This window comes from Phycisphaeraceae bacterium (assembly GCA_019636555.1).
Classification (GTDB): domain Bacteria; phylum Planctomycetota; class Phycisphaerae; order Phycisphaerales; family UBA1924; genus JAFEBO01.
The window spans coordinates 1,539,391-1,552,664 of sequence record JAHBXH010000001.1; the positions used below are offsets into that span (position 1 = coordinate 1,539,391).

Consider the following 13,274-nt stretch of genomic DNA (forward strand, 5'->3'; position numbering starts at 1 on the left):
CAAAGCCATACCCTCCGGGCGCTGACATCACGCCGTGCGCCGAAGTTTTCCGATGGGCGCGCCGATTCCGCTCGCGATATGGACCGGGGAGGAGCAAATGACTCGGGAACCAGACAACGAGGCCGCCGTCCTGAACTGCATCGGAAAGACGCCCCTGGTCGAGCTGCGCTCGATGGTTCCGGCGGCCTCGGCTCGCATCCTTCTCAAAATCGAGAGTCAGAACCCCTCCGGGAGCATGAAGGACCGCATGGCCCTCGCCATGATCGAGGGCGCGGAGCGCGACGGCCGCCTCAAACCCGGCCAGTCCGTCGTCGAGTACACCGGCGGGAGCACCGGCGTTTCGCTGGCGCTCGTGTGTGCCGCGAAGAAACACCCGCTCCACATCGTTTCATCCGACGCGTTCAGCAAACAGAAACTCGATCACATGCGGGCGCTCGGCGCGGAATTGACGATCGTCAAGAGCGCAAACGGCGGCATGGACGCGACGCTCACGCGCGGCATGATCGAAGAAGCCAGAAAGATCGCCGAGCGCACCGGAGCATTCTGGACCGATCAGTTCAAAAATCGCGACCAGGCGAGCGGCTACTTCGCGATGGCCGATGAGATTCTGGATCAGACCGGCGGCAAGATCGACGCGTTCGTGCAGAGCGTCGGCACGTCAGGGTCGATCCGCGGGAACTCGCAGCGCCTGCGTGAACGCAAGGCCGGGATTCGCATCGTGGCGGTGGAGCCGAGCGAATCGCCGGTCCTCTCCGGTGGCGCGACCGGAACGCACAAAATCGAAGGAATCGGCGCGGGCTTTGTGCCGCCGATGTGGGATCGCTCGCTCGTCGATCAAATCGAAACTGTTTCCACCGAAGAAGCAAAGCAGATGGCGCGCACGCTCGCGAAACAAGAGGCGATCATGGCGGGCACTTCAACAGGGTGCAATCTGGTTGCCGCGCTGCGTGTCGCGGAGAAACTCCGGCGCGGCGCGACGGTGGTGACGGTCATGTGCGATTCAGGCACGAAGTACCTGAGCACGGACTTGTACGGAAGCAATTGAGGACGGAGCAGCCTTCGTTCGGCTTTTTCAGTTATCCACAACCGAATTCGTTTATTCGCAACGGCTTACAGAAAACCGTCTTCCGCCCAAATCCCAAACATTGACATGGCTGTTCGGCATTGGTACGCTGTCCGCAGACAGGCTCGCGTCCGACGCCGCCCCTGTCTCCCGTGCTGCGAAACAAGGTCGTTTCGAAGCCGGGCACCGCGTCGGGCCGACCTTTGGACCCGCTCGTCCCGTGTGTTTGGGATTGGGCGGCCCCCCGGAGGCCAACCCGCCAGAGGCGGGAGATCGGATCGGTTCATGACTGTTGCAGAAGCGAAGGAAGTGCGCGCGGACTCGAAGGCGGAAGTGAAGGCGCAGGCGGAAGATCGCCAGAAGAAAAAAGCGCTGGATCTCGCGCTCGGGCAGATCGAAAAGGCGTTCGGCAAGGGCGCCGTGATGCGGATGGACGAATCCGCATACCTCAACATCCCGGGAATTTCGACGGGCTCGATCTCGCTCGATCTCGCGCTCGGCGGCAAGGGCATCCCGCGCGGACGCATCGTCGAGGTGTTCGGCCCGGAATCGTCGGGCAAGACCACGCTGGCGCTCACGATCGCGGCGCAGGCACAGAAGGACGGCGGAGTTGCCGCATTCATCGACGCGGAACACGCGCTCGACCCTTCGTGGGCGCGGCGAATCGGCGTGAACATCGATGATCTGCTCGTCAGCCAGCCCGATTCGGGCGAGCAGGCGCTCGAGATCTGCGAACTCTTGGTGCGTTCGAACGCCGTTGATCTGATCGTGATCGACTCGGTCGCGGCGCTCATTCCCAAAGCCGAGATCGAAGGCGAAATGGGCGACGCCGTGGTCGGGCTCCAGGCGCGGCTCATGAGCCAGGCGATGCGCAAGCTGACCGGCGTGATTGCTCGCAGCAACTGCACGGTCGTCTTCATCAACCAGATCCGCGAGAAGATCGGCGTGATGTTCGGCAGCCCCGAAACGACGCCCGGCGGACGCGCGCTCAAGTTCTATTCCTCGGTGCGCATCGACGTGCGGCGCACCGGCGCGATCAAGGAAGGCGAAGTGACGGTCGGAAGCCGCACGCGGGCGCGCGTGGTGAAGAACAAGGTCGCGCCACCTTTCCGTGATGCGGAATTCGACATCATGTACGTCGAGGGCATCTCGCTCGCGGGCGACCTGCTCGACCTCGCCGTGGACAGCAAAGTGATTAACAAGAGCGGTGCGTGGTTCAGCTACGGCGAGGTGCGCATGGGCCAGGGACGCGAGCAGGCGCGCGCCATGCTCAAAGACAACCCCGATATGTTCCGCGAGATCAGGCGCAAAGTGCTCGACATCCGCGGCACGCACCCGGTGGGCGGTCGCCCGGCCGGCGCCGTCGCCGGTGACGCCGACGCGGAAGGTGAAGACGAAGAGTAAAGACTCCGCTGCCGCAAAAAAACTCTTACACCCGGCCGTATCGGTCGGGTGTTTTGTTTTTGCTGCGAATTACCGTCGATAGCGGCTGCCCGTTCCAATCGGTTGAGGCGAATGTTCGAGATCAGCCCAGGGCCATCGGGGCGCGCCCGCCGACGAGCTGCGGGCTCGCTTTTCAGGATCGCACGATCTTGCGTTTGCAAGCACAACGGCGGTGATGATGAACGCGAAAAACGTCGTCGCGATTGCCAAGGAGCGCTGACTTGCCTCGTGTGGGCGGACCCCGGATGAATACTTGTATTTTTTCAATGCCTCAAATGTTCGAATGCAAAGCTGCGGGTAGTCACGCGCCCTGCCGCGGAATCTCGATCCACTGCGTGGGCGTGTGGCGGACGATCGCGCCGGTGCTGGCGTAGATGATCTGTTCGGCGATGTTGGTGCAATGATCGGCGACGAGTTCGCACTGGCTGGCGACTTCGAGGAGCAGGAACGCGAAGTCGATGGTCATCTGCCCTTTGGCGATCTGCTGTTCACCGTCGCGGATGATCGCGTCCTTGAACGCGGTCACGCAGTGCTGGCTCTGGAGCACGACTTTCGCGAGCGGCGCATCCATCCGGGCGAAAGCGGTCGTTGTATCGCGGAGAATCCCGATGACGCTGTTGGCCATCATGCGGAAAGTCGCGGGGAACGCGCGGGACTGTGCCGCGCCGCCCGAAACCATCGGCTTGACGAGGTCGGAAAGGTCGACCGCGACATCCGCGACGCGTTCGAGTTCGTTGTTGATCTTGACGATCGTGAGCACACGGCGCAGATCGCTCTCGCCAAGGCTGGCGCCCTCGTTCGTGGCATCGTTGAGCAGCGCCACGCACGCCTTTTCGATCGCCACATCGGACGCGTCGATGGCGTCGTCATCGCTGTTGACTTTTCCCGCCTTGGTCTCGTCGCGGGTGAAAAACGAATCGAGCGCGAGTTCCAGAAGTGCCTGGACACGGCGCCCCTGAGATTCAAGGTCGGTCGAGAGCTGCGCGATGCGTTTGGGGAAGTCCTGGGGCATGGCTGTTCCGGATCGTCCACCACAACCATACCACGCAGATTGAACCCTCGCCCGGCCTCGCTTACGCTCGTTTTCAACCGCACCAGCGGCCGGCGGGCACAGCCCCGTCCCTGAAGCGCGAAATCCGGAGCATCCCATGTCCTTTGAAATCCAATCCGTGAAGGCCCGTCAGATTCTTGATTCCCGCGGCAACCCGACTCTTGAAGTCGATGTCACGCTCGATTCCGGATTTATCGGTCGGGCCGCGGTGCCGTCGGGCGCCTCGACCGGCGAGAACGAAGCGGTCGAGCTGCGCGACGACGACAAGGGGCGCTACCTGGGCAAGGGCGTGCTGAAGGCCGTGAACAATGTCAACGGCTTCCTCGCTCCGGAACTCCTCGGGCTCGATGCGACGCGCCAGGAATCGATCGACAAACTGATGAATCAGATCGACAGCTCGCCCAACAAGGGGCGTCTCGGCGCGAACGCGATCCTCGGCGTTTCACTCGCGGTCGCCAAGGCCGCGGCGGCCGCGGCAGGTCTGCCGCTCTATCGCTACATCGGCGGCAGCGCCGCGCGCACGCTGCCCGTGCCGATGCTCAACGTGCTCAACGGCGGCAAGCACGCCGACAGCACGGTGGACTTTCAGGAATTCATGATCCAGCCGTGGGGATTCGATTCATTCGAGGACGGACTTCGCGCGGGCGTCGAGATCTACCACAGCCTGAAGAAGGTTCTGCACACCAAGGGGCTTTCGACCGCCGTCGGCGATGAAGGCGGTTTCGCGCCGAACCTCAAGAACAACGAAGAAGCTCTCAAATTGCTCGAGGAAGCGACCGGCAAGGCCGGTTACAAGTGGGGTGAGCAGATTTTCGTCGCGCTCGATCCGGCGGCGAGCGAGTGCTGGAACGAGGCGAAGGAAGAAGGCAAGCAGGGCTACAAGTTCTTCAAGAGCACGAAGGAAGTCGTGAGCAGCGATCACATGATTCAGATGTGGTCCGACTGGTGCTCGAAGTATCCGATCCGCTCGATCGAGGACGGGCTCGCGGAGAACGACTGGTCGGGCTGGAAGAAACTGACCGAGAAACTCGGCGCGAAGGTGCAACTCGTCGGCGACGACTTGTTTGTCACCAACCGCAAGTTCCTGCAGCGCGGGCTGGACGAGAAGTGCGCGAACGCGATTCTCGTGAAGGTGAATCAGATCGGGAGCCTGAGCGAAACGCTGGACGCCGTGAATCTCGCGATGCGGAACCGGTATGCCGCGGTGATGAGCCACCGTTCGGGCGAGACGGAAGATTCAACGATCGCCGACCTGGCTGTTGCGACGAACTGCGGACAGATCAAGACGGGCGCGCCCTGCCGCAGCGACCGCAACGCGAAGTACAACCAGTTGCTGCGGATCGCGGAAGAGCTGGGCGAGAGCGCGGTGTACGGGAAGACGACTTGGTGGCGAGGCTGATACGATTGACCCATGGCGAGTCCTTCCAGAGTTCCGTGGCGCACCCGCGTGACCTTTGAACCCGACAAGATGGGCGGGCAGGCTTGCATTCGCGGTCTTCGATTGCCGGTGGCAACGGTGCTTCGTTGCTTCGCGTCGGGGATGTCGCGGGAAGAGATTCTCTCGGACTATCCGAAGCTCGAAGAGGCTGACCTTGATGCGGCGCTCGACTATGCCGCGGATTTGGCTGAAGATCGTGTCACCACACTTCGACCCACGGGCTCATGAGGTTCCTTGTAGACGAGTCGGTATCTTGGCGCGTCGCTCGTGACTTGCGCGAGGCGGGGCACGACTGCGTGCATGTTGATCAGAGTGGTCTCGATCGTTCGTCAGATCGCGCGATCTTTGATTCGGCGATCGGCGACGCTCGGCACATCATTACGCAGGATATAGATTTTCAGACATTGCTCTTGAGCAGCGGACGGGCAACTCCGTCGGTGCTTCTGCTCCGGCTCAACAGCGGTCGAGCCCGTGCTCAGTTCGAGGCGATTCAGCACGTCTTGCCGAACATCGAAGCTGATTTGATTGCCGGGGCGCTGATTGTGCTCTTCGATGATCGCGTTCGGGTTCACAAAACCCGCAAGGACTGACTCACAACCCGACCTTGATCCCCTCGGCCTTAAACTTCTGCAGCAGCAGTTGCAGTTCGGTGAGCGCCTTGTCCAGACGATCCGCGGCGCTGTTCAGGGAGCGATACAGATCCGGGTTGTTCACGATCTGCCCGGCGGTGCCCTCGCCCCGGTTGATCTTGCCCGCGATCGCGCCGATGTCGGTGAGCGCGCCGTCCAAGCGCGAGAGCGTCGCTTTCGCATCGCGGCCCAGGTTTTCGACGGCCGCGACCGCGCGTTCGCCCTTGTCGTCGAGGCTCCTGGCGGCGCTGTCGATGCTCTTGGCCGCGGCACGCGCGTCGGTCATCAGATCGTTGATCTTCTGCGAATTGTCCTTGAGGCTGTTGTAGAGCGCATCATCGCCGACCCACTTGTTGAGGCCGACGAGCAGCGAATCAACCCGGGAAAGAATCGAGGCGACGGTCGGTGCTTTGCCGTTGTCAACATCCGACGGGTTGCGCGGTTCGAGCAACGCCTGCAGGCTCTCGCCGACTTTCGTGTAGGTGTCGGCGAACTTCTCGAACTTTTCCGCCGTGAGCGAGAGCCGGTCGAGCGGACGCTGCAGATCGCTGAAGAGCGAGTGCGGCTCGACGCGCATCGGCGCGGTGTTCTTCCCCGGAGCAAAGGCGTCTTCAGGAACGAAGGCGGTGAGATCGGCGCCCGGCGCGAAGGAGAGCGCCATCGATGCCTCGCCGACAAGGCCCTTTTCGATGTAAACAGAAAGATCGCGCGGGATGCGGACACCCTTGTTGATCTTCAGTGTCGCGATCATCCCATCGCTCGGCGGATCGGCGACCGCGAGGTTGGTGATCGCGCCGACGCGCACGCCGTTGAAGAGCACCGGAGAAGCGCTGCCGACTCCGGCGCCCGACGGCATCGACAATTTGATCGCATAAACCGGCTCGAAGCGCTTGCGGAACTCGCCGAAGAGCATGAGCATGATCAGCAGGCCACCGACGCCGATGATGGCGGTCAGGCCGACCAGAAAATCCCGCACGACGGACTTGTTCATGGCGTGCTCGCGGAATCAGTCCTTCTCATACTCCCGATCGTATTGGCCCATGAAGAAGTGACTGACGTGTTCGTTGCGGTGATGCGCCAATTCTGCGTATGTCCCGTCGGCGGCAACCTTTCCGTGCAGCAGCAAGACGCAGCGGTCCGCCACTTTCTGCGCCGAAACAAGGTCGTGCGTCACCACGATGCTCGTTACGCCCATCTGCTTGCTGAGCTTGATGATCAATTCGTTGATCCCGTCGGAGCGGATCGGATCAAGACCGGTGGTCGGTTCGTCGTACAGAACGACCCGCGGCTCGAGCACGATCGCGCGGGCGAGCGCCACGCGTTTGCGCTGCCCGCCCGAAAGCTGCGCCGGCAGCTTTGTGAACATGCCCTTGAGGTCCACGACCTCGAGCGCACGCGCGACTCGGTCGTGGCGCTCTTCCCGCGTGAGTTTGGTGTGCTCGCGCAGCGGAAACTCGATGTTCTCTTCGACCGTGAGCGAATCAAAGAGCGCGCCGCCCTGAAAGAGCAGCCCGATCTGCAGGCGAACGTCGATCAGGTCGCGTTCCTTCAGGTTGTCGACCCGTTCCCCATCGAAGTAGATTTCGCCCGAGTCGGGGCGGAGCAGCCCGACGATGTGCTTGAGCATCACGCTCTTGCCCGACCCGGACGGCCCGAGCACGACGGTCGTCTTCCCCTCTTCGATGTCGAGATCCACCCCGGTCAGAACCTGCAGGTGATGGAACGCTTTGTGAACATTCCGGAGCCGGATAATCGGACGGGCCGCTTCGCCGTTCCGTCGTTCAGCGGAAATCACCGGCGCCGAACCGGCGGCCGCCGAGGAAGAGTCCGGGTTGAATTGAGGTGAGGCTGGCGGCATCGAGATACGCTCGGATCATGAGCACACCGGACGAGGGTATCCGCGAGATCAGCCGAACGACCGTCCGCAAGGGCCGCAAGTTTGACTTTGAGCTCGTGAGAGTCGGAATGCCCAACGGGCGAACCATCGAAGTCGACCTTGTTCGCCATGGAGGTGCGGCGGTGATTCTCCCGATTCTCTCGACGGCCGGCGCACGCCACGTCGTGTTCGTTCGCAATCACCGCTTTTCGATCAGGCGATCGATCCTTGAAATCCCCGCCGGAACGCTCGAAAAAGGCGAAGAGCCGATCGCGTGTGCCGGTCGCGAACTCATCGAAGAAACCGGCTTTCGTGCCGCCCGCATCGAGCCGCTCGTGGAGTTTCTTCCCTCACCCGGAATGTCCGACGAGCGGATGTACACCTTCGTCGCGACCGACCTGACGGAAGTGGGGCAGCAGCTTGAAGAAGACGAATCAATCCAGGTTGAAATCATTCCGGCCGCCGAAGCGGTGGCAATGGCAGCGGACGGGCGACTCGAAGACGGGAAGTCCATCCTCGCGATTCTTCTCGCGGCACGCAAGGGATTGCTCTAGACGTCACGCAAAGCATTGCGCTAGGCGTCACGCCTCGCTCGCGGGAACCGGTCGCAGATTGAACGCCCGAGCAATCGCCCAGCGCCCCAAATAAATCGCGGGGGTGAGCAGAATCGCGATCACGAACTTCAGGATGTACCCCGTGAAAGCGGTGCGGATCACAAAGTCGAGCGTGGCCGAATCCTGGTTCAGCAGCTTCGGGAAGCCGTAGAAAAAGAGCCACGTCACGAGCAGCGAATCGAACATCTGGCTGATGATCGTGCTGCCGGTGGCGCGCAGCCAGACCATCTTGCCGCCCGTCATGCGCTTGAAGATCGTGAACACGAAGATGTCGAGCAGCGAGCCGAGCAGGAACGCGATCAGCGACGCGATATACATCAACGTTGCCGACCCGAAAATATTCTCGAAGGCCTGCTGATTTGCGGTCCCCGGTATGCCTTCAAGAATCGGGATCTTCCGACCGACACTGATCAGGATGAACGCAAAGACCGCCATCGCGAACGCCACATAGGTCGTCTGACGGGCGGCCTTGCGACCGAAGTATTCCGTGAGCAGGTCCGTGATCAGGAAAGTGATCGGGAACGGCAGCATGCCGACGGTGTGCTCGATCTTGCCTTGCCACCCAAGAACCGTCCAGCCCGTTTCGAACGAGAAGAGCTTCACGCCCAGTATGTTCGCGAGCACAAGCGCCGTGACGTTGACCGCCGTCAGCCACAGATAGAGGGTTTGCGCCCGAGTCAGCGCGTGAGGATGGGTCGGGTCGTTCGCCTGAATAGTCATGGAGAATACCGGAATTTGCGATGCTCGTTTCACCATTTGAGTTGCGGCCCGTCGCCGCAAACCGCTTAGAATCCGCCACGCATGACGACCGCGCTCAACACGCCGACAACCGAGTTCGAGAAGAAAGACCGCTGCGCCGACTTGCCGCACCGGCCCCGCGTGCTGCTCGGCAAAATGGGCCTCGACGGCCACGATCGGGGCGTCAAGGTCATCGCACGCGCGCTCCGAGATTCCGGCGTCCACGTCATCTATTCCGGTCTCTGGCAGACGCCAAAGAGCCTTGCGATCTCCGCGCGAGATGAAGATTGCGACGTCATCGCCGCCTCGATGATGAGCAACTCTCATCTCGTGCTCGGCCCCAATCTGATGAAGGCGCTGAAAGAAGTCGGTCGCCCCGACCTTCCCGTGTACATGGGCGGCATCCTGCCGCAGGAAGACCTCGAAGCCCTCGCGAAGGCCGGCATCTCCAAGTGCTTCACCACCGGAACCGGTCTACTCGATATCGTCAACGCCGTGCGCGAAGCCACCAAGCCGCGCGCCGAGGAAGTCAACAGCGGCACCGCTCAGCTCGCCCGCGATATCTCTCTCGTTCACGACAACAAGAAAGTCCGCTCGGACGCGAAGCGCCGCCGCCCCAAGCGCGTCATCGGGGTTACCGGTTCTCCGGGCGCGGGGAAGTCGACGCTGGTTGCGCAGCTCGTCGGTGAATTCACGCGGCGCGCCAAAGACGAGAAAGATTCTTCTTGTGGCGGCCGCTGCGCCGTGATCGCGTTCGACCCGATGAGTCCGATCACCAGCGGCGCGCTGCTGGGCGATCGCCTCCGCGTGGACTTCAACAATCTCGGTGAGAGCGTCTACTACCGAAGCCTCGCCATCAGCGGGGAGGACTACCACGCCCTTCCCGAAATCATCGAACTCATCGGCGGCGCGCATGAGGACCCCGACCTCACTTTCGACACGCTCTTTGTCGAAACGGTTGGCGCCGGTCAGAACGAGACCCGCATCCGCCAGCACGTCGATTTCACCGCCGTGGTTCTCACTCCGGGTATGGGCGACGCCGTGCAGATGGACAAGGCCGGCATCCTCGAGATTGCCGACATCTTCGTCTGCAACAAGGCGGATCACCCCGGCGAGAACGAACTTGTCCGCGATCTCAAAGACGTTGCGGGCAAGCGGCCGATCGTCGAGACCGTCGCCACCCGCTCCCAGGGCATCCCCGAATTGCTCGACGCGCTCGTGAAATAGCCCGAAGAAATTGCCGGAATGGAGCCCGCGCCGGGTTCGCGCCGATCTGATACTGTCGGGTGCCGCAAGGACGAGGCAACACGCATGAAAGACATGGACGTCGAATCCACTGAGAAGGCCGAATCAGCGGGGAACCCGCCGCTCGACGCAGCCGTCGCGCCCCTGAAGGGTCACCTCGAGGCGCTGCTCCTGAGCATCGACAAGCCCATCCCGGCCGAAAAAGCCGCGCGGGCTCTGGGGCTGATTCCGGAAGAAAAGCCCGAATCCAAAGCCGACGCGAAAGCGGGCGACGAACCCACCGAGCCGCAGAAGAAGGCCAGCGCCAAGCGATCCGCGGTTATTGAGTCCGCCGAGCGCGTCATCGAGCGGCTGGTCGCGGCGCTCAACGGCGAATACGAATCGACTTCCCGCTCGTTCCGCATCGAGCGCATCGCCGGCGGCCTCCGTGTTATGACGCTGCCGGCTTTCGCGCCGACGCTCGCCCGATTCCACAAGGATCGCCAGCAGACCCGCCTCTCCAAGGCGGCCGTCGAGACGCTCGCCATCATCGCCTATCGCCAGCCGATCACCCGCGCCGAACTCGAATCCATCCGCGGCGTTTCCTGCGGCGAAGTCTTGAAGAGCCTCATCGACCGCCACCTCATCGGAATCCGCGGCCGCGCCGAAGAGCTCGGCCGCCCGCTCCTTTACGGCACAACGCGCCAATTCCTCGATCACTTCGGTCTCGCATCGACCGCGGATCTCCCAAGCCCAGAAGAACTCAAGGCCGCGCTCTAGCGCGCGCCATTCGCCGGAGGATCACGCCTTGACGTCCAAACTTATTTCGAGCGTTTCCGTTCCCATGGTTCTTGCCGCCGCGTGCCTCGCGTGGGGCTGCGAGAGCGCCGGAAAAATGAGCGGCCGCGTCATCGAAGGTCCCGGAAACGTCGTCACCGTTCTTGACGAGAACGACCCGCGCTTCAAGCAGGACGGCGTCGGCGGAGCTTCGATTGTCGTCCGTCGGTATGCCGGCGAGGGGCAGAACGGCGCGATCATCGGGAGCGGCGTCTCCGAGCCCACCGGCGAATTCCTGATCCCGATCACCAACAAAGACGCGGAGCGCTACGAGATGGTCGTGACTGCGACAACCAGCGACAAGAGGATCAGCCGGGGCCGCATCTACTTCCCCGCTCCGGGCAATCAGGTCCTCGTGATCGTGCGCGAGGTGAAATAGCCCGCCGCGATGGGGCGATCGCGCACGGTCGTGCGGGCAGCGCCCGTCCGAGAACTCCGACGATTGCCATTCGCCATAAACCTGCCCGTGCGCGAGGCCGATGCTCCTGCGATTCCGACACAGGAGATTCGCCTTGCCAGCAAGCCGCTCCCGAACCGAACGTTGGCGTGATTGTCTCCAGCAGATCAAGGACCGCAGCGGCGGCATCGAGTTCACCGTTGCCCGTCCCGGCATCGACCCGGAAGCCAACAGCGGCGACCTCGTCTGGCGCGTCCGCGTCATTCGCTTCGATGATTCCGAACTCGTCGTCGAAGCTCCCGTCGCCATGGGCAATGCGATCCACCTCGGCGAAGATGTCGAAGTCGTCGGAATCCTCGCCGTCGGTCAGAATCGCTGGATGTTCCGCTCCAAGACGCTGGGCATGACCACAACCGCCGGCCCCCGAGGCATGATGCCCGCGGTCCGACTGCGCATGCCCGAAGAAGTCGAGCGCTGTCAGCGCCGCCAGTTCCTGCGCGTCGCCACCGCCGAGATCCGCCTCCCGGAGGTCGAGTGCTTTCCGCTTCTCGATCCGCTCTCGGCTGTGCCCGCGGAGGTCGCCTGCCGCGACGCGATGAAGAGCGGCGTGGTTTCCACGCTGCTGCCCGAAGTCGGTCCGGTCTTCAAGGCCAAACTGCTCAACATCGGCGGCGGCGGAGTCGGCCTGCTTGTGCCGCGCTCCGAAACCAGCGGCGCCAACCGTTCCAAGCTGATCTGGGCCCGCTTCGATCTCCGCCCCGAAATGCCGGCTCCGCTCGGCGTCACGGCGCGCATCGTGCACACGCATCTCAATCACGAGCAGGACGTGTACGCGGGTGTTTCGTTTGAGTTTGCGTTCCACACCGCGTACCGGCCGTTTGTTGCCGATCTGCTCGTGAATTACGTTCAGGCACTACAGGATCGCCAGCGCTCCGTCCGCCGGGCCGCCTGATTCTGTCGCCAATCGCGCGCCGCCGCCAGACCGCGGCGTGCACTTGTCAAAGCTATGCCGTTGACCGGCCGGCGATGAAGCCGTGCATTGCAAACGCCGTCGCCACAAAGCTGTGCCGCGAACTTCTTACTGGTAGTAGTACCGTTTCTGCGGGTTTCCGAACCGGAATGGTCCGACTTGCAGGCGGACCTCTCCCTGTGTCGCTTTGAGGCGGATCGGATTCGTGCCCCAATTCAGAATGCCCGTGTACAGCCCGGGACGGATGCTGCTGTTCGTCACCTGCCCCGTCCACGCGACCATTGCCGCCAGCGCACGGTTTCCCGAAATGAGCTCGACATCACCGGTCGAATCCGTGGGTAGTTCGAGGTCGATATTGCCGGTTGCTGTCGTGATCGAGATCGGGGAGGTGTTCGGTTTCCCGGCGTCGACGTACACGCGTCCGCCGGGCTTTCCGGCGCCGCCGTTCTCGATCGAGATCGCGCCGTTTGCGCCGCGGACTTCGATCGCACCGTCTGAATTCTTGATGCGAAGGCCATCGCACGAAGGCACATCGATCGTGATCTGCACCCAGTGCTGCGCGCCCTCTTCCGGTACGCTCCGGACCTTCAGCACGGCGCGGCCGTCCATTTCCTGGATGTCGGAAGAGGCCCACTTGTCACCCTGGAAGTTCGCGACCGGCTCGCCTCGGAGCGTGCCCGCGTTCGCGGTTACGCGGGGCGTCTTCACGTTCGGATTCACGGTGACCAGCACGGCGCCGCGCTCATTTTCGACGTCGATCGCGAGGACGGGGCTGCGTTCCAGCAACTCGCTTCCGCTGATTGTGACGGGCGCGGACTGCGAAGCGCAGCCACCGACTTGGAGCGCCAGCGCCGCCAGAAGGCAGATCGCGGCGACCGAATTCGGACACCGGACGAGATCGAGGGCGGGACGGGCCAGGCTTCGCATTCGGCGAGTCTCCTTACTGTCGTGGTAGCAATCGGTCAGGGATGGGGGTCTTCGGCAATTTCCGCTC

15 protein-coding genes are annotated in these 13,274 nt (G+C 62.7%); 10 read left to right on the plus strand and 5 right to left on the minus strand.

All coding sequences use genetic code 11. From position 1 onward, the window contains the following. Positions 1-97 precede the first annotated feature (97 nt). Both KF691_06385 and recA read left to right on the plus strand, forming a co-directional pair. Positions 98-1,045 carry a cysteine synthase family protein gene (locus tag KF691_06385; GenBank protein MBX3389068.1) on the plus strand — a complete coding sequence of 316 codons (948 nt, stop codon included), beginning with the start codon at positions 98-100 and terminating at the stop codon, positions 1,043-1,045. Positions 1,046-1,348: 303 nt separating this feature from the next. Continuing rightward, a complete protein-coding gene (recA, locus tag KF691_06390) occupies positions 1,349-2,467 on the plus strand; it encodes a recombinase RecA (protein MBX3389069.1) in 1,119 nt (372 codons plus the stop codon). 340 nt (positions 2,468-2,807) lie between these two features. Here the strand turns inward: recA and KF691_06395 are convergent, their stop codons facing one another. Beyond that, positions 2,808-3,518: a hypothetical protein gene (locus KF691_06395; protein ID MBX3389070.1), complete on the minus strand. Its 711-nt coding sequence runs from the start codon at positions 3,516-3,518 to the stop codon at positions 2,808-2,810. 136 nt (positions 3,519-3,654) lie between these two features. Here KF691_06395 and eno point away from each other — a divergent pair, with 136 nt between their 5' ends. From eno to KF691_06410, 3 genes are read left to right on the plus strand one after another with little or no spacing between them, the layout of a single operon-like run. Continuing rightward, positions 3,655-4,956 carry a phosphopyruvate hydratase gene (eno, locus tag KF691_06400; GenBank protein MBX3389071.1) on the plus strand — a complete coding sequence of 434 codons (1,302 nt, stop codon included), beginning with the start codon at positions 3,655-3,657 and terminating at the stop codon, positions 4,954-4,956. Positions 4,957-4,968: 12 nt separating this feature from the next. After that, the gene (locus KF691_06405; protein ID MBX3389072.1) at positions 4,969-5,223 is read left to right on the plus strand and encodes a DUF433 domain-containing protein; all 255 of its coding nucleotides are present in this window, start codon (positions 4,969-4,971) and stop codon (positions 5,221-5,223) included. After that, positions 5,220-5,585 carry a DUF5615 family PIN-like protein gene (locus tag KF691_06410; GenBank protein MBX3389073.1) on the plus strand — a complete coding sequence of 122 codons (366 nt, stop codon included), beginning with the start codon at positions 5,220-5,222 and terminating at the stop codon, positions 5,583-5,585. The genes KF691_06405 and KF691_06410 overlap by 4 nt, the downstream gene beginning before the upstream one ends. A gap of 1 nt (position 5,586) precedes the next feature. Here KF691_06410 and KF691_06415 read toward each other — a convergent pair whose 3' ends face one another. Together KF691_06415 and KF691_06420 are read right to left on the minus strand one after the other, a co-directional pair. After that, positions 5,587-6,615, minus strand: a complete 1,029-nt coding sequence (locus KF691_06415) for an MCE family protein (GenBank protein ID MBX3389074.1) — start codon at positions 6,613-6,615, stop codon at positions 5,587-5,589. A 15-nt stretch (positions 6,616-6,630) separates the two neighbouring features. Further along, positions 6,631-7,482: an ABC transporter ATP-binding protein gene (locus tag KF691_06420; GenBank protein ID MBX3389075.1), complete on the minus strand. Its 852-nt coding sequence runs from the start codon at positions 7,480-7,482 to the stop codon at positions 6,631-6,633. 17 nt (positions 7,483-7,499) lie between these two features. Between KF691_06420 and KF691_06425 the strand changes: the two genes are divergently transcribed. Continuing rightward, positions 7,500-8,054 (plus strand): NUDIX hydrolase, encoded by a 555-nt coding sequence (locus tag KF691_06425; GenBank protein ID MBX3389076.1) that lies wholly within the window; start codon positions 7,500-7,502, stop codon positions 8,052-8,054. 27 nt (positions 8,055-8,081) lie between these two features. On the opposite strand, the gene KF691_06430 is transcribed toward KF691_06425, so the two are convergent. Beyond that, positions 8,082-8,834 (minus strand): queuosine precursor transporter, encoded by a 753-nt coding sequence (locus tag KF691_06430; GenBank protein ID MBX3389077.1) that lies wholly within the window; start codon positions 8,832-8,834, stop codon positions 8,082-8,084. A gap of 81 nt (positions 8,835-8,915) precedes the next feature. Here KF691_06430 and KF691_06435 point away from each other — a divergent pair, with 81 nt between their 5' ends. From KF691_06435 to KF691_06450, 4 genes are all read left to right on the plus strand, one after another. Then, positions 8,916-10,079: a cobalamin-dependent protein gene (locus tag KF691_06435; GenBank protein MBX3389078.1), complete on the plus strand. Its 1,164-nt coding sequence runs from the start codon at positions 8,916-8,918 to the stop codon at positions 10,077-10,079. Between the two features lie 93 nt (positions 10,080-10,172). After that, positions 10,173-10,856, plus strand: coding sequence for an SMC-Scp complex subunit ScpB (gene scpB / locus KF691_06440; GenBank protein ID MBX3389079.1), 684 nt, complete (start codon positions 10,173-10,175; stop codon positions 10,854-10,856). Positions 10,857-10,884: 28 nt separating this feature from the next. Beyond that, positions 10,885-11,292 carry a hypothetical protein gene (locus KF691_06445; protein ID MBX3389080.1) on the plus strand — a complete coding sequence of 136 codons (408 nt, stop codon included), beginning with the start codon at positions 10,885-10,887 and terminating at the stop codon, positions 11,290-11,292. Between the two features lie 133 nt (positions 11,293-11,425). Then, positions 11,426-12,262, plus strand: coding sequence for a hypothetical protein (locus KF691_06450; GenBank protein ID MBX3389081.1), 837 nt, complete (start codon positions 11,426-11,428; stop codon positions 12,260-12,262). Positions 12,263-12,388: 126 nt separating this feature from the next. Here KF691_06450 and KF691_06455 read toward each other — a convergent pair whose 3' ends face one another. Then, positions 12,389-13,207, minus strand: a complete 819-nt coding sequence (locus tag KF691_06455) for a hypothetical protein (protein MBX3389082.1) — start codon at positions 13,205-13,207, stop codon at positions 12,389-12,391. Between the last annotated feature and the right edge of the window lie 67 nt (positions 13,208-13,274).